A 16,144-nucleotide genomic window follows, 5' to 3' on the forward strand; every position below is an offset into this window, starting at 1 on the left:
GTCCTTCCGCGGGGCGGGGTGTGCAGGTGTCACGCTACCGGGCGCCCCGGACGTCCCATTGCGGTACGGTGCCGGGAACGGCGTGGCGCGTGGTGAGGAGACGATGTGGCCAGCGTGGACGAGTGCCGGCAGGCGTTGCGGGATCTGGCCGCCCGGCTGGACCGGCACGCCGACGTGCAGGGCCGGATCGACCTCGACCGCACCCTGGCCTGCCGGGTCACCGACCTGGACACGGCGTTCCACGGGCGCCTCGATGGCGGCCGGCTGGTCGACCTGGCCGACGGCGACGACCCGAAGGCGAAGATCGCGCTGACCACCACCAGCGACGACCTGGTCGCCCTGGTGCACGGTCAGCTCGACATCATGAAGGCCGTGGGCGCCCGGCGGGTGTCCATCAAGGCCAACCCGTTCGACCTCATGAAGCTCCGCAAGCTGCTCTGACCGGGCAGGTCAGTCGGCCAGGCCGAGCGCCGCCAGGGCCTCCCCCGCCGCCTCGGACGCCGGCCGCACCCGCGGGCCGGCACCCGTCGACCAGGCCACCGCGCAGAGCGCCGCGAGGGCGTCCAGCGGGCGTCCCGCGCCGTCGAGGGCCAGCCCCACATCCGTCACGCTCGCCGACCAGCCGCCGGCGTCCGCCGCGCCCGGCACCCGCACCACGGCCGCCGGGTCGAAGAGCCCGGCAAGGTCGAAGGAGACGTACGCGGGCCGGCGCGCCTCGGGCGCGGCCAACAGCTCGGCCACGTCGCTGACGCCGGTGAGCACCAGCAGACTGTCCAGGCCGGCCCGGCGGGCGCCCTCGATGTCGGTGTCCAGCCGGTCGCCGACCACCAGGGTCCGCCCCTCACCGGCCCGCCGGGCGGCGGTGGCGAACAGCGCCGGCTCCGGCTTGCCCACCACCACGTCGGGGTCCCGCCCCAGCGCCGTGCGCAGTACCGCGACAAGCGACCCGTTGCCGGGCAGCGGGCCGCGCGGGCTGGGCAGGGTGCGGTCGGTGTTGGTGGCGTACCAGGGCACGCCCGCCCGGACCGCCAGCGACGCCTCGGCAAGGTCGGACCAGCCGACCTGCGGGCCGTAGCCCTGGGCCACGGCGGCGGGCTCCTCGTCCACCGTCGAGACCGGGCGCAGGCCCACGGCGCGCAGTTCGGCACGCAGCGCCTCCGCACCGACCACCAGCACCGGGGCGCCGGCGGGCAGCCGGTCGCGCAGCAGCTCGGCCGTGGCGGCCGCGGAGGTGAGCACCTCTTCGGGCCCGGCCGGCACGCCCATGCCGGTGAGCAGGTCGGCCACCTCGCTGGAACGGCGCGAGGCGTTGTTCGTCGCGTAGGCGACCGCCCGGCCCTCCGCGTGCAGCCGCCCCACCGCCTCGACCGCGCCGGGGATCGGCCGGTCGATCAGGTAGATCACCCCGTCCAGGTCGAAGACGACCAGGGCGTACCCGTCGACCAGCCGGCCGGCCGTTCCGGCCCGGTCGCGTTCCCCGCGATCCGGACCGGAACCCGCGTCCCCGGCGCTCCCGGTCACCGGCGCTCCGGCGCCCCGTCGCCCGTCGCGTCGTCGCCCGAGGCGTCCGGGCCGGCGGCGTCGACGGCGGCGGCACGGGTGTCGGCGGCCAGGGACCGCGCCTCCGCGTCGGTCAGCTCGTCGTCACCCAGGTCCGCCGCGTCCCGGTCCCGGTACCCGGCGCCCTCGCCGTCCGCCACCGCGTCGGCGGAGTCGGCGGCCACGGCGTCCGCCACGTCGGCGTCGGCCCGCAGCCGGGCGTCCCCGTCGAGCTCGTCGTCCCCGTCGCGCCGGTCGTCGTCCTCGTCGTCCTCGTCCGCGTCGCCGTCGAGGTCATCGTCCTCGTCGTCGAGGTCGTCCTCGTCGCCCTGATCGTCGTCCGCGTCGTCGTCGAGGTCGTCCTCGTCGTCTTCGTCGTCGAGGTCGTCGTCCTCGTCGTCTTCGTCGTCGAGGTCGTCGTCCTCGTCGTCGTAGGCGTCGTCGTCCTCGTCGTCCTCGTCCTCGTCCTCGTCGTCGAGGTCGCCGGCGTCGCCGGTCAGGTCGGCGTCGGGACGGGCCGGCACGGCGCCCGGGCCGCCCGGACCGGCGGCGAACTCCTCGTCCACCTCGTCGTCACCCTCGATGACGACGCCGTCCAGCTCCAGCAGCCGCTCGGCGGCGTCGGTCTCGCCCTCCGCGTCCATGTCGGCGGCCCGGGAGAACCACTCCCGCGCCTCCTCGCGCCGGCCCACCGCCAGCAGCGCGTCCGCGTACGCGTACCGCAGCCGCGCCGCCCACGGCTCGGTCGACTCGGCGGTCAGCTCGGGCACCTGGAGCATGGCCACGGCCGCGTCCTTCTGCCCGAGGTCGCCCCGCGCCCCGGCGGCCACGATCAGCAGCTCGATGGCGACACCCTGGTCGAGCTTGTCCCGGTCCGCCCCGCGGAACAGGTCGATGGCCCGCTCCGGACGGCCCAGCGCCCGCTCGCAGTCGGCCAGCACCGCCAGGTGGCTCTGCAGCCCGGTCATCCGGTGGTACGTGCGCAGCTCGGCGATGGCCGTCTGCCACTCTCCCGCGTGGTACGCGGCCAGCCCGACCGCCTCCCGAACCGCGGCGATCCGCGAGGCGAGCCGGCGGGCCGCCATGGCGTGCGCCAGCGCCTCGGCCGGGTCGTCGTCGATCAGCAGCCCGGTCGCGACCAGGTGCCGGGCGACGGTCTCCGCCACCGGCTTGGCCAGCGACAGCAGCTCCGCCCGGACGGTCGAGTCGAGGTCGGTGGCGACCACCTCGTCCGGCAACGCCGGCGCCTCACCCGTGCGCCCCTCGGCGCGCTCGTCCTGCCGCTCGCGGTACGCGGGGCCCTGCCCACGGTCGTCCCGGCCGTAGCCACCGCGCTCACCGTCCCGCTCGGTACGCTCCCGACCACCGCGGAAGCCACCCTCGCGCTCGTCGCGGCGGAAGCCACCGGGCCGCTCGTCGCGACGGAAGCCCTCGCGGCGCTCGCCGCCGGGGCCACCTTCGCGGCGTTCACCGCCACGGAAGCCACCCTCGCGGCGGTCGCCCCCACGGAAGCCACCCTCGCGGCGGTCGCCCCCACGGAAGCCACCCTCGCGACGGTCGCCCCCACGGAAGCCACCCTCGCGGCGGTCACCGCCAGCGAAGCCCTCGCGGCGCTCGCCACCGGCAAACCCTTCCCGACGCTCACCGCCACGGAAACCGCCCTCACGACGGTCGCCACCGCGGAAGCCGCCCTCACGGCGCTCACCGCCACGGAAGCCCCCCTCACGGCGCTCACCGCCACGGAAGCCACCGCCCTCACGGCGCTCACCGCCGCGGAAACCACCCTCACGGCGGTCGCCGCCAGCGAAGCCCTCGCGGCGCTCGCCACCGCGGAAGCCGCCCTCACGGCGCTCACCGCCGCGGAAGCCACCGCCCTCACGGCGCTCACCGCCGCGGAAGCCACCGCCCTCACGGTCACCACCGCGGAAACCACCCTCGCGACGCTCACCACCGCGGAAGCCACCCTCACGGCGCTCACCGCCGCGGAAGCCGCCGCCCTCGCGGTCGCCGCCGCGGAAGCCGCCGCCCTCGCGGTCGCCGCCGCGGAAGCCGCCCTCGCGGCGCTCCCCGCCAGCGAAGCCCTCGCGGCGCTCGCCACCGCGGAAGCCGCCCTCACGGCGGTCGCCGCCGCGGAAACCGCCCTCGCGGTCACCACCGCGGAAACCACCCTCGCGGCGGTCGCCGCCGCGGAAGCCACCCTCGCGGCGGTCACCACCGCGGAAACCACCCTCACCGCGGTCACCGCCACGGAAGCCACCCTCGCGGCGGTCACCGCCACGGAAGCCACCCTCACGGCGCTCGCCACCGCGGAAGCCACCCTCGCGGTCACCACCGCGGAAACCGCCTTCGCGGTCACCACCGCGGAAACCGCCTTCGCGGCGCTCGCCCCCGCGGAAGCCACCCTCGCGGCGCTCACCGCCGCGGAAGCCGCCTTCACGGCGTTCACCGCCGCGGACGCCACCTTCGCCGCCTTCGCGGCGGAAGCCACCCTCGCGGCTGCCACCGCGGAAACCGCCCTCGCGGTCGCCACCCCGGAAGCCACCCTCGCGGCGGTCGCCGCCGCGGAAGCCACCCTCGCGGCGTTCGCCACCACGGAAACCACCCTCACGGCGGTCGCCACCGCGGGAGCCGCCGTCGCGGTCGCCGGCGCGGTAGCCGCCTCGCGGGCCGCCCGAGCGGTCGTCGCGGTCGCCCCGGTACGAGGGACGGTCGTCGCGGCGGGCGTCACCACGCCCCTGCCCACGCTCGGCGCGGTCCTCGTAACGACGGGGGCGATCGTCGCCCTGCGGTCCTGAACTCACAGGTACATCCTTCCTCATTGCGTCTCCGAAGACGCTAACGCAGTCGAGGGCCGACCCTGCTGGGGCGGCCCTCGACTGGAAGATTGTCCGGCGGTGTCCTACTCTCCCACACCCTCCCGAGTGCAGTACCATCGGCGCTGGAGGGCTTAGCTTCCGGGTTCGGAATGTGACCGGGCGTTTCCCCTCCGCCATGACCGCCGTAACTCTATGAACATGTCAAACACACACGTGGGTGTTCGAGTGTTCAGAGTTGCACAGTGGACGCGTAGCAGCTTCGTAGTCAAGTCCTCGGCCTATTAGTACCGGTCAACTGAACCCGTTACCGGGCTTACATTTCCGGCCTATCAACCCAGTCGTCTAGCTGGGGGCCTTACCCACTCAAAGAGTGGTGGGATACCTCATCTTGAAGCGAGCTTCCCGCTTAGATGCTTTCAGCGGTTATCCCTTCCGAACGTAGCTAACCAGCCGTGCCCCTGGCGGGACAACTGGCACACCAGAGGTTCGTCCGTCCCGGTCCTCTCGTACTAGGGACAGCCCTTCTCAAGTATCCTACGCGCACGGCGGATAGGGACCGAACTGTCTCACGACGTTCTAAACCCAGCTCGCGTACCGCTTTAATGGGCGAACAGCCCAACCCTTGGGACCTGCTACAGCCCCAGGATGCGACGAGCCGACATCGAGGTGCCAAACCATCCCGTCGATATGGACTCTTGGGGAAGATCAGCCTGTTATCCCCGGGGTACCTTTTATCCGTTGAGCGACACCGCTTCCACATGCCAGTGCCGGATCACTAGTCCCGACTTTCGTCCCTGCTCGACCTGTCAGTCTCACAGTCAAGCTCCCTTGTGCACTTGCACTCAACACCTGATTGCCAACCAGGCTGAGGGAACCTTTGGGCGCCTCCGTTACCCTTTAGGAGGCAACCGCCCCAGTTAAACTACCCACCAGACACTGTCCCTGAACCGGATAACGGTCCGAAGTTAGATACCCAAATCAACCAGAGTGGTATTTCAAGATTGCCTCCACCCATACTGGCGTATGAGCTTCACCGGCTCCCACCTATCCTACACAAGCTAACTCAAGTACCAATGTCAAGCTATAGTAAAGGTCCCGGGGTCTTTCCGTCCTGCCGCGCGTAACGAGCATCTTTACTCGTAATGCAATTTCGCCGGGCCTGTGGTTGAGACAGTGGGGAAGTCGTTACGCCATTCGTGCAGGTCGGAACTTACCCGACAAGGAATTTCGCTACCTTAGGATGGTTATAGTTACCACCGCCGTTTACTGGCGCTTAAGTTCTCCGCTTCGCCCCGAAGAGCTAACAGGTCCCCTTAACGTTCCAGCACCGGGCAGGCGTCAGTCCATATACATCGAATTACTTCTTCGCATGGACCTGTGTTTTTAGTAAACAGTCGCTTCCCCCTGCTCTCTGCGGCCATACAACGCTCCACCCGCGCGGGGCTTCACGTCTCCGGCCCCCCTTCTCCCTAAGTTACGGGGGCAATTTGCCGAGTTCCTTAACCACAGTTCGCCCGATCGCCTCGGTATTCTCTACCTGACCACCTGTGTCGGTTTGGGGTACGGGCCGCTAAGAACTCGCTAGAGGCTTTTCTCGGCAGCATAGGATCACTGACTTCACCTGAATCGGCTCGGCATCACGTCTCAGCCTATATGCACCGCGGATTTGCCTACGGCACGGCCTACACGCTTACCCCGGCACAACCACCGGCCGGGCTCAGCTACCTTCCTGCGTCACCCCATCGCTTGACTACTACCCGCCAGGTTCCCACGCTCCCCAACCTCAGTCCGAAGACCTTGGCTGGTTTGGGTGGTTAGCACAACGAGGTTCGTCAGGGTCGCTCTTTCGCGGGTACGGGAATATCAACCCGTTGTCCATCGACTACGCCTCTCGGCCTCGCCTTAGGTCCCGACTCACCCAGGGCGGATTAGCCTGGCCCTGGAACCCTTGGTCATCCGGCGGAAGGGTTTCTCACCCTTCTTTCGCTACTCATGCCTGCATTCTCACTCGTGCCGCGTCCACAACTAGGTCACCCCGTTGCTTCACTCGCGGCACGACGCTCCCCTACCCATCCACACACCTGCACAAGGAATCAAGTCCAAGCGAGGTTAAAATGTGAATGCCACAGCTTCGGCGGTGTGCTTGAGCCCCGCTACATTGTCGGCGCGGAACCACTTGACCAGTGAGCTATTACGCACTCTTTAAAGGGTGGCTGCTTCTAAGCCAACCTCCTGGTTGTCTATGCGACCCCACATCCTTTTCCACTTAGCACACGCTTAGGGGCCTTAGCTGGTGATCTGGGCTGTTTCCCTCTCGACTACGAAGCTTATCCCCCGCAGTCTCACTGCCGCGCTCTCACTTACCGGCATTCGGAGTTTGGCTGATTTCGGTAAGCTTGTGGGCCCCCTAGACCATCCAGTGCTCTACCTCCGGCAAGAAACACGCGACGCTGCACCTAAATGCATTTCGGGGAGAACCAGCTATCACGGAGTTTGATTGGCCTTTCACCCCTAACCACAGGTCATCCCCCAACTTTTCAACGTTGGTGGGTTCGGCCCTCCACGCGGTCTTACCCGCGCTTCAGCCTGCCCATGGCTAGATCACTCCGCTTCGGGTCTAGAGCATGCGACTATATTCGCCCTATTCAGACTCGCTTTCGCTACGGCTCCCCCACACGGGTTAACCTCGCCACATGCCACTAACTCGCAGGCTCATTCTTCAAAAGGCACGCCGTCACCCCGCAAGGCTCCGACGGATTGTAGGCGAACGGTTTCAGGTACTATTTCACTCCCCTCCCGGGGTACTTTTCACCATTCCCTCACGGTACTCGTCCGCTATCGGTCACCAGGAAGTATTTAGGCTTACCAGGTGGTCCTGGCAGATTCACGGCAGATTTCAGGGGTCCGCCGCTACTCGGGAACACCCACAGAAGGTCAGCAACTTTCACCTACCGGACTCTCACCGTCTACGGTCAGCCTTTCCAGACTGTTCGACTAGCCACTGACTTTGTAACTCCTCGAACGAGTGTCAGCTCGTTCAGCGGGGTCCCACAACCCCGACCACGCAACCCCTGACAGGTATCACACGCAGCCGGTTTAGCCTCAATCCGCTTTCGCTCGCCACTACTCACGGAATCACTTGTTGTTTTCTCTTCCTACGGGTACTGAGATGTTTCACTTCCCCGCGTTCCCCCCACACACCCTATGTGTTCAGGTGCGGGTGACACCACATGACTGGTGCCGGGTTTCCCCATTCGGACACCCTGGGATCACAGCTTGGTTGACAGCTCCCCCAGGCCTATCGCGGCCTCCCACGTCCTTCATCGGCTCCTGGTGCCAAGGCATCCACCGTTCGCCCTTGACAACTTGACCACAAAGATGCTCGCGTCCACTGTGCAATTCTCAACAAACGACCAACCCACAACCCGACACGCCCCACACCAAACCCGACAACCGCCGGCGGTATGCGAGGCCAGGCCATGCCTGGCGCCTCGACGAGCACACGCTCGCCTCAAGGCTCTGAAAGACAACCACGGGTTGTTCTTTCAGGACCCAACAGGGTGCTTTACATCCTCCCCCAGCCGCACCAGGACTTCGTTCCACACCACCCGAAGGTGGCCGTACTAGAAGGATCCCAGCCGTTGCCAGGGAAAGACTCGCCAGTGTCTCCGCCATTGAGCACCCCGACCCGACATTCGCGGGCCGCGGGCTCCTTGCACCCTTTCGGGTGAAGGTGCTCCTTAGAAAGGAGGTGATCCAGCCGCACCTTCCGGTACGGCTACCTTGTTACGACTTCGTCCCAATCGCCAGCCCCACCTTCGACGGCTCCCTCCACAAGGGTTGGGCCACCGGCTTCGGGTGTTGCCGACTTTCGTGACGTGACGGGCGGTGTGTACAAGGCCCGGGAACGTATTCACCGCAGCGTTGCTGATCTGCGATTACTAGCGACTCCGACTTCACGGGGTCGAGTTGCAGACCCCGATCCGAACTGAGACCGGCTTTTTGGGATTCGCTCCACCTCACGGTATCGCAGCCCATTGTACCGGCCATTGTAGCATGCGTGAAGCCCTGGACATAAGGGGCATGATGACTTGACCTCATCCCCACCTTCCTCCGAGTTGACCCCGGCAGTCTTCGATGAGTCCCCGCCATTACGCGCTGGCAACATCGAACGAGGGTTGCGCTCGTTGCGGGACTTAACCCAACATCTCACGACACGAGCTGACGACAGCCATGCACCACCTGTGACCGCCCCCGAAGGACCTCACATCTCTGCGAGTTTTGCGGCCATGTCAAACCCAGGTAAGGTTCTTCGCGTTGCATCGAATTAATCCGCATGCTCCGCCGCTTGTGCGGGCCCCCGTCAATTCCTTTGAGTTTTAGCCTTGCGGCCGTACTCCCCAGGCGGGGCGCTTAATGCGTTAGCTGCGGCACAGGGAACCGGAGAGGCCCCCCACACCTAGCGCCCAACGTTTACAGCGTGGACTACCAGGGTATCTAATCCTGTTCGCTCCCCACGCTTTCGCTCCTCAGCGTCAGTATCGGCCCAGAGACCCGCCTTCGCCACCGGTGTTCCTCCTGATATCTGCGCATTTCACCGCTACACCAGGAATTCCAGTCTCCCCTACCGAACTCTAGCCTGCCCGTATCGACTGCAGGCCCGCAGTTGAGCTGCGGGTTTTCACAGTCGACGCGACAAGCCGCCTACGAGCTCTTTACGCCCAATAAATCCGGACAACGCTCGCGCCCTACGTCTTACCGCGGCTGCTGGCACGTAGTTGGCCGGCGCTTCTTCTGCAGGTACCGTCACTTACGCTTCGTCCCTGCTGAAAGAGGTTTACAACCCGAAGGCCGTCATCCCTCACGCGGCGTCGCTGCATCAGGCTTCCGCCCATTGTGCAATATTCCCCACTGCTGCCTCCCGTAGGAGTCTGGGCCGTGTCTCAGTCCCAGTGTGGCCGGTCGCCCTCTCAGGCCGGCTACCCGTCGTCGCCTTGGTAGGCCATCACCCCACCAACAAGCTGATAGGCCGCGAGCCCATCCCAGGCCGAAAAACTTTCCACCCAACCTCATGCGAGGCCAGGTCCTATTCGGTATTAGCCCCGGTTTCCCGGGGTTATCCCAAAGCCTAGGGCAGGTTGCTCACGTGTTACTCACCCGTTCGCCGCTCGAGTACCCCGAAGGGCCTTTCCGCTCGACTTGCATGTGTTAAGCACGCCGCCAGCGTTCGTCCTGAGCCAGGATCAAACTCTCCAACAAAAATCTTTGTTGAACAATCATCCTGACAACAAAAGTGTTGCCAAAGGAATCCCAACCAGCCAGAACAAAGCCTGACCAGTCCGGGGTATAAATCAATTTGGCACTGGCTTAACAAGCACCCTGTTGAGTTCTCAAAGAACAACCACACACCATCCGGAAACCCCACACCGTGGAGCCCCCGTCCGGGGCATTTCGTTCGTCCCGCACCCACCGCTCTCGCGCCGGGCACTTTTACTACGTTACCCGGTGGTTTCTGCCGTGTCAAACCGGTGTTTCGCGGTTTGTCGCGCCTTCCACCCTTTTGCCGGGCACCACTATTCGACCGGCTCGCGCCGGGCGCTTCGTGGAATTCGGCAGGACGGCCGCTGCGGTTTCCCGCTCGCTCGTCCGCGTCCCTGCCGGTCGACAACCTTACCCGGTCGGTTCCGCCTCGCCAAATCCGCCTCCCGGCGAATCCGGGGCACCGCCCGGTCCAGGTTCCGATGGGGTCAACCATCCTCGCCCGGTCGTCATTCCCGCGCTCCGGCCTTCAGGTCTTTCGCCTGTTTCGTCCGTTCCGCGCTGGCAGAGAGAAAGTTACGCGCCCGGCGGATTGATCGTCAAATCCGCGGGGCGCGTCCCGCGTCACACCGTAGACGTGGAGCTATCTGCCCAGCTCAACGCCGGCGAAGTTGCGCTTGCCGCGGCGCAGGACGAGGTAGCGGCCGTGCAGCAGGTCCGCCGGCGACACCGTCGCATCCACCTCGGCGATGCGCACGTTGTTGACGTACGCGCCGCCCTCGGCGATCACCCGGCGCGCCTCCTTCATGCTCGGCACGAGGCCCGACTCCTTGAGCAGGCCCGCGACGTCGGGCAGCTCGTCGAGGTGCACCAGACCGGCCTCGGTGAGCGCGGCGCGCAGCGTCTCCGGGGACAGCTCGTCGAGCGACCCCCGGCCGAAGAGCGCCTGACTGGCCGCGACGGCCTGGGCCATCTCCCGCTCGCCGTGGACGAGCGTGGTCAGCTCCTCGGCGAGCGCCCGCTGGGCGAGCCGCGCCTGCGGCCGCTCCGCGGTGGCCTTCTCCAGCTCCTCCAGCTCCTCACGGGAGCGGAAGCTGAAGTACCGCAGGTAGCGGCTGACGTCCCGGTCGTCGGCGTTGACCCAGAACTGGTAGAAGGCGTACGGGCTGGTCATCTGCGGGTCGAGCCAGACGGCGCCGGTCTCGCTCTTGCCGAACTTGGTGCCGTCGGACTTGGTCACCAGCGGCGTGGTGAACGCCTCCACGGGGCCGGCGCCCCGGCGGCGGATGTAGTCCACGCCCGCGGTGATGTTGCCCCACTGGTCGGAGCCGCCGTACTGGAGCTGGCAGCCGTGCCGGCGGTGCAGCTCGAAGAAGTCGTTGGCCTGGAGCAGCTGGTAGCTGAACTCGGTGTAGCTGATGCCGGTCTCCAGCCGGGCCTTGACCACCTCGCGGGCCAGCATCTTGTTGACCGGGAAGTGCTTGCCGACGTCGCGGAGGAACTCGACCACCGACATCTCGCCGGTCCAGTCCAGGTTGTTGACCAGTTGCGCCGCGTTCTCCCCGGTGTACGAGACGAACGGCGAGAGCTGGTCGTGGATGCGCCGCACCCAGCCGGCGATGACCTCGGGCGGGTTGAGGGTGCGCTCGGCGCTCTCCTTCGGGTCGCCGATCTGGCCGGTGGCACCACCCACCAGCAGCAGCGGCCGGTGCCCGGCCAACTGGAGCCTGCGGGCCATCACGACCTGCATGAGGTTGCCGACGTGCAGGCTCGGCGCGGTCGGGTCGAAGCCCACGTAGAAGGTCGCACTCCCGCCGTCGAGCAGCGCGCGCAGCTCGTCGAGGCCGGTCGAGTCCTGGATCAGGCCCCGCCACAGCAGTTCGTCGGTCAGGGAGTCCCGCCCCTGCGGGAGGTTGCTGTCGGTCACGGTCACCGATTCTCCCCCATCACCGGGCCCGGCCCGTACCGGGTTTGCCACTCGGGGCCGCGACTAGGCTGGCGGCGGCGTCGCGCGAGAGGGAGGGGTCGCCGTGGAGGAACCGGATCTGACCGGGGGCTTCGTCGCCCTGCTGGGCCTGAAGTTCGACGAGGTGAGCGGGGACCGGGTGGTGATCCGCTGGCAGGTCCGTCCCGAGCTGCACCAGCCGTACGGGATCCAGCACGGCGGGGTCTACTGCTCGGTGGTGGAGACGGCGGCCAGCATCGGCGGCGCCCTGTGGCTGGGTGACAAGGGCAAGGTCGTCGGGGTGTCCAACCAGACCGACTTCCTGCGCGCCGTCCGCGACGGCGAGCTGACCGCGGTCGGCACGCCGATCCACCGGGGCCGCAGCCAGCAGCTCTGGCTTGTGGAGATCACCGACGAGGGTGGCCGGCTGGTCTCGCGCGGTCAGGTGCGGTTGCAGAACCTCACCGGCGCCTGATTCCGGGCTGTTCGATTCGCCCGAAAAGAGGATCTGACGCCGATATCGTCGCGTCGATGAGACAGTCCGCTCCCGACCCGACGTGAGGAAGCTCCTCGCCGCCACACTCGGCGTGCTGTCCGCCATCGGCGGCTTCGTCGACATCGGCGACCTCGTGGCGGCGAGCCAGGCCGGCGCCCGCTTCGGGATGGCCCACGCCTGGGTGCTGCTCGTCGGGGTGGTGGGCATCTGCGCGTACGCCGAGATGGCCGGACGGATCGCGGCGGTGAGCGGCCGGGCGGTGTTCGACCTGGTGCGGGAGCGGCTGGGGCCGCGCGTCGCGCTGCTCAACCTGGTCGCCTCCTGGCTGGTCACGGTGATCACCCTCGCCGCGGAGCTGGGCGGGGTGGCGCTGGCGTTGCAGCTCGCGACCGGGCTGAGCTACCTGCTCTGGGTGCCGGTGGCCGCGGTGGCGGTCTGGCTGGTGCTCTGGCGGATGCGCTTCGAGGTGATGGAACGGGTCTTCGGCCTGGCCGGGCTGGCCCTGCTGGTCTTCGCGGTCGCGCTGTTCGCGCTGCCCACCGACTGGGCGGAGCTGGGGCACGGGGCGTTGCGGGTGAGCCCCGGGGGCGAGACCTGGTCGGTGTACTGGTTCGTGGCGGTGGCGCTGTTCGCCTCGACGGTCAGCCCGTACGAGGTGTTCTTCTTCTCGTCCGGCGGGGTCGAGGAGCGGTGGAGCGCCGCCGACCTGGCGCACGCCCGATCGAACGTGCTGATCGGCTTCCCGGTGGGCGGGTTCCTGGCGCTGTCGCTGATCGCCGTGGCGACGGTGGCGTACCACCCGTCCGGGGCGTCGCTGGACACCCTCGACCAGGTGGCCCGGCCCGTGCTGACCGCGCTGGGCGGGGCCGGGCTGGCCGCCGCGGTGCTGGCGTTCTTCGCGGTGACCTTCGGGGCGGCCCTGGAGACCGGGCTGTCGGCCGCGTACGCGGCGTCGCAGTACTTCGGCTGGCAGTGGGGCAAGCGGGTCAGCCCGCGGGAGGCGGCCCGGTTCCACAGCGTGCTGCTCGTCGGGCTGCTGCTCGGTGTGCTGCTGCTGATGACCGCCGTCGACCCGGTCCGGCTCACCGAGTACATGCTGGTGCTCAGCGCGGTGGTGCTGCCGCTGACCTACCTGCCGATCCTCGTGGTGGCGAACGACCGCAACTACCTCGGCGACCGGGTCAACGGGTGGTGGACGAACCTGCTCGGGGCGGTGTTCCTGGTGCTCATCGTCGCCGCCTCGGTGGCGGCGATCCCCCTGGCGATCGTCACGAGGATGGGGCGATGAGGATCCAGCTCGCCAAGCAGCTGCTCGACCGGCAGATCGTCGACGTCGACGGCCGGCTCGTCGGCCGGGTCGACGACATCGCGTTCGCCGTCGACGAGGAGGGCTACCCGTACGTGGACTGCCTGCTCACCGGGCAGGCGGCGCTCGGGCTGCGGATCGGCGGCCGGATCGGGCGGATCATGACGGCCGTGGCCGACCGGTTCACCGACGACCCGCCGGTGCCGCCGCTGCGCGTGCCCCTCACCCAGGTCGACCGGGTGGACAGCGTCGTGCGGCTGCGCTGCGCGGCGGCCGACCTGCCGCCCTCGCCGGTGGAGTCCTGGCTGCGCCGGCACCTGATCGACCGGATTCCGGGAGCCAACCGTGCGAGCGGGTGAGCTGCTCGGCCGGACCGCGTACGACCTGCGCGGGCGCCGGTTGGGCCGGGTGGTCGACGTGGTGGTGCGGGGCGGCTGGCCGCCGGAGCGGCTGCGGATCACCGACGTCATCGTGGCCGGCCACTGGTGGGCCCGGGTGGCCAGCCGGCTGATCGGGCCGGAGCGGCACCCGTCGGGGCCGTGGCTGCTGCGCGCCGTGACCCGGGTGCTGAGCCGGAGCACCCGCCAGTTCCCCGCCGACTCGGTGCAGCTCCTCCCGCCGGTGCCCGGCTTCCCGTTCGGGTCACCGGCCGACCGCAGCTGAGGGCGGGGGGCGCCCGCCGCGGCCGGGTCAGCCCCGCGCCTGGTCGAGGAGCGGCGCCTCGGCCTCCTCGGATTCGTCGCGCCGCTCGTGCCGGCGGTGGCGGCGGACCCGGACCTCGGTGATCGCGTGGTGGTCGACGCCGGCCACCGCCAGGTCCCAGCCGTCGACGCGGACGCTCTCCCCCGCCACGGTCGGGATGTGCCCGAGGCAGATGAGCACCAGCCCCGCGATGGTGGTGTAGTCGCCCGCAGGGCGGTTGGGCAGGTCGACGCCCAGGTCGGTGAGGTCGTGCACCGGGAAGGTGCCGGGCAGGACCAGCGTCCCGTCCTCCTCGGTGCGGATCGAGCTGAGGTCCCGGTCGGTCTCGTCGTAGATCTCGCCGACGATCTCCTCCAGGATGTCCTCCAGGGTCACGATGCCGTCGACCGCGCCGCGCTCGTCGACCACGAGCGCGATGTGCTGGCGTTCCGCCTTGAACTGGCGCAGCGCGTCGACCACCGGCAGCGAGTCGGGCAGCAGCATGGGAGGCCGGGCGATCTCGTCGACCGGCCGGTCGTCGGGGACGCCGACCAGGTCGCGCAGGTGGATGACCCCGACGGCGTCGTCCAGGCCGCCGTGCCGGACCACCGGCGCCCGGGAGTGGCCGGTCGCGGCGAGGACCAGCCGGGCGGCCTCCGCGGTCGTCCCGCTGTCCAGCGTGAAGACCTGCAACCGGGGTACGAGCACCGCGCGCAACTGCCGGTCGGCGATCTCCACGGCGCCGGCGATGATCGTCCGCTGCTCCTTGGTGAAGCCGTGGTTGCCGGCCACGATGTCGCGCAGCTCGTCCGGGCCGATCTCCTCCGGCTCGTGTTTCGGGTTGAGCCCGAAGAGGCGGACCACCAGGTCACTGGTGGCGCCGAGGGCCCAGACCGCCGGCCGGGTGACGCTGGCCAGCAGGTCGAGCGGTCGGGCCACGACGAGTGCCCACCGCTCGGCGGACTGCATGGCGATCCGCTTCGGGGCCAGCTCCCCGAAGACCAGGGTGACGAAGGTGAGCGCCAGGGTGACCCCGACGATGGCGACCGTCTCGGCGGCGTCACCGAGGGCGCCGAGCAACGGGACGAGGGGCTTGGCCAGCGACACCGCGGCGGCGGCGGAGGCCAGGAAGCCGGCCAGGGTGATGCCGATCTGGATGGTGGCCAGGAACCGGTTGGGGTCCTTGGCCAGCCGGGCCAGCGTGCGGCCGGCGCGGCTGCCGCGTTCCAGCCGCTGGAGCTGGCTGTCCCGCAGCGACACCAGGGCCATCTCGCTGCCGGCGAAGGCCGCGTTGACGATCACCAGAACTCCGACCAGGGCCAGTTGGCTCCAGTAGCTCTGCACGCGCGGTTCTCTCCCTCGGCCCGACCCGGGCCGGCCGCCGTGGCCGTCCCGTCGCCGCCCGTGGCCCGGGCGGCGTGGCCCCTCTGTGCCCCGCGGGCGGGCCGCGCAATCCTCGGGCGGCGGGTCAGGCGGGAGCGGGCAGGTCCAGCACGTACGCGTCGCCCTCGCGGCGGAAGCCGAGCCGGTGGTAGTAGGGGGCGACCATGCCGTGCGGGCTGACCACCCGGCGGAAGCCCCGGTCGGTGAACAGGCGGCTGCGCCGGTAGACGAACTCGCCCGGGGTGAAGTCGCGGAACGGCGGGGTCACGTAGTCGAGGTCGATCTGGGCCACCCCGCCCGCCTCGGCGTGCGAGACCACCACGCCGACCACCTCGTCGGCGCGGACCACCAGGAACGCCGACCGGTCGGCGGCGCCCGGGTCCCAGCGGAAGTCCGGGTTGAACCGGGCGATGTCGGCGGCGTGCACCCGCAGGGTGTGCGCGAGGAAGGCGTCGCCGGTGCCCACCTCGACCACCTCGTAGGTCTGCGCGTCGTGCCGGGTGGCCAGCATCTTCCGCAGGTACCAGACGTTGATCACCGCGAGCACCACGTTCAGCCCCACCATGGGCCACACGTGCACGGCGGCGTTGTAGCCGATGAGGATGAGGCAGCCGAGCAGGTTGAGCGCGCGCAGCCGCAGGATGCGGGTCTGCAGGAGCGACCAGACCAGCAGCGCGGAGCCGGCCCAGCCGACGAGTTCCAGCCAGTTCACCCCGGGG

At 68.7% G+C, this 16,144-nt stretch carries 10 protein-coding genes, 3 rRNA genes and 1 pseudogene; 6 read left to right on the forward strand and 8 right to left on the reverse strand.

Translation table 11 applies throughout. The features are described from left to right. The first annotated feature begins 105 nt into the window (after positions 1-105). Entirely contained in the window at positions 106-441 is a 336-nt protein-coding gene (locus GA0070603_RS08110) for an SCP2 sterol-binding domain-containing protein (protein ID WP_091309534.1), read from the forward strand. Between the two features lie 9 nt (positions 442-450). Here the strand turns inward: GA0070603_RS08110 and GA0070603_RS08115 are convergent, their stop codons facing one another. Beyond that, positions 451-1,446 (reverse strand): HAD-IIA family hydrolase, encoded by a 996-nt coding sequence (locus GA0070603_RS08115; RefSeq protein ID WP_244282689.1) that lies wholly within the window; start codon positions 1,444-1,446, stop codon positions 451-453. Between the two features lie 541 nt (positions 1,447-1,987). Then, a pseudogene (locus tag GA0070603_RS31455) lies at positions 1,988-2,705 on the reverse strand (tetratricopeptide repeat protein); the annotation flags it as partial. Here GA0070603_RS31455 and GA0070603_RS08125 point away from each other — a divergent pair. Then, positions 2,682-4,334: a hypothetical protein gene (locus GA0070603_RS08125; RefSeq protein ID WP_091309543.1), complete on the forward strand. Its 1,653-nt coding sequence runs from the start codon at positions 2,682-2,684 to the stop codon at positions 4,332-4,334. The pseudogene GA0070603_RS31455 and the gene GA0070603_RS08125 overlap by 24 nt on opposite strands. A gap of 91 nt (positions 4,335-4,425) precedes the next feature. Here GA0070603_RS08125 and rrf read toward each other — a convergent pair. The 4 genes from rrf to tyrS all read right to left on the reverse strand — a co-directional run bounded on the left by rrf (position 4,426) and on the right by tyrS (position 11,541). Continuing rightward, a 5S ribosomal RNA gene (gene rrf, locus GA0070603_RS08130) occupies positions 4,426-4,542 on the reverse strand. Positions 4,543-4,616: 74 nt separating this feature from the next. Further along, positions 4,617-7,727, reverse strand: a 23S ribosomal RNA gene (locus tag GA0070603_RS08135). A 372-nt stretch (positions 7,728-8,099) separates the two neighbouring features. Further along, a 16S ribosomal RNA gene (locus GA0070603_RS08140) occupies positions 8,100-9,614 on the reverse strand. The 16S, 23S and 5S rRNA genes sit together here, the layout of an rRNA operon. A 643-nt stretch (positions 9,615-10,257) precedes the next feature. Further along, the gene (tyrS, locus tag GA0070603_RS08145; RefSeq protein WP_091321689.1) at positions 10,258-11,541 is read right to left on the reverse strand and encodes a tyrosine--tRNA ligase; all 1,284 of its coding nucleotides are present in this window, start codon (positions 11,539-11,541) and stop codon (positions 10,258-10,260) included. A 103-nt stretch (positions 11,542-11,644) separates the two neighbouring features. On the opposite strand from tyrS, the gene GA0070603_RS08150 reads away from it, so the two are divergent. From GA0070603_RS08150 to GA0070603_RS08165, 4 genes are all read left to right on the forward strand, one after another. Next, on the forward strand, positions 11,645-12,034 hold the full coding sequence (locus GA0070603_RS08150; RefSeq protein WP_091309546.1) for a PaaI family thioesterase: 390 nt from the start codon (positions 11,645-11,647) through the stop codon (positions 12,032-12,034). Positions 12,035-12,116: 82 nt separating this feature from the next. Next, on the forward strand, positions 12,117-13,343 hold the full coding sequence (locus GA0070603_RS08155; protein ID WP_091309550.1) for an NRAMP family divalent metal transporter: 1,227 nt from the start codon (positions 12,117-12,119) through the stop codon (positions 13,341-13,343). Continuing rightward, entirely contained in the window at positions 13,340-13,720 is a 381-nt protein-coding gene (locus GA0070603_RS08160; protein WP_091309554.1) for a hypothetical protein, read from the forward strand. Before GA0070603_RS08155 ends, GA0070603_RS08160 begins: the two co-directional genes overlap by 4 nt. Continuing rightward, positions 13,707-14,024 (forward strand): hypothetical protein, encoded by a 318-nt coding sequence (locus GA0070603_RS08165; protein ID WP_091309558.1) that lies wholly within the window; start codon positions 13,707-13,709, stop codon positions 14,022-14,024. The genes GA0070603_RS08160 and GA0070603_RS08165 overlap by 14 nt, the downstream gene beginning before the upstream one ends. Before the next feature lie 27 nt (positions 14,025-14,051). Here GA0070603_RS08165 and GA0070603_RS08170 read toward each other — a convergent pair whose 3' ends face one another. Both GA0070603_RS08170 and GA0070603_RS08175 read right to left on the reverse strand, forming a co-directional pair. Further along, a complete protein-coding gene (locus GA0070603_RS08170; RefSeq protein ID WP_091309562.1) occupies positions 14,052-15,386 on the reverse strand; it encodes a hemolysin family protein in 1,335 nt (444 codons plus the stop codon). Positions 15,387-15,510: 124 nt separating this feature from the next. Further along, the gene (locus GA0070603_RS08175) at positions 15,511-16,137 is read right to left on the reverse strand and encodes a hypothetical protein (protein ID WP_091309566.1); all 627 of its coding nucleotides are present in this window, start codon (positions 16,135-16,137) and stop codon (positions 15,511-15,513) included. Positions 16,138-16,144 lie beyond the last annotated feature (7 nt).

The organism is Micromonospora chersina (genome assembly GCF_900091475.1).
Lineage (GTDB): Bacteria > Actinomycetota > Actinomycetes > Mycobacteriales > Micromonosporaceae > Micromonospora > Micromonospora chersina.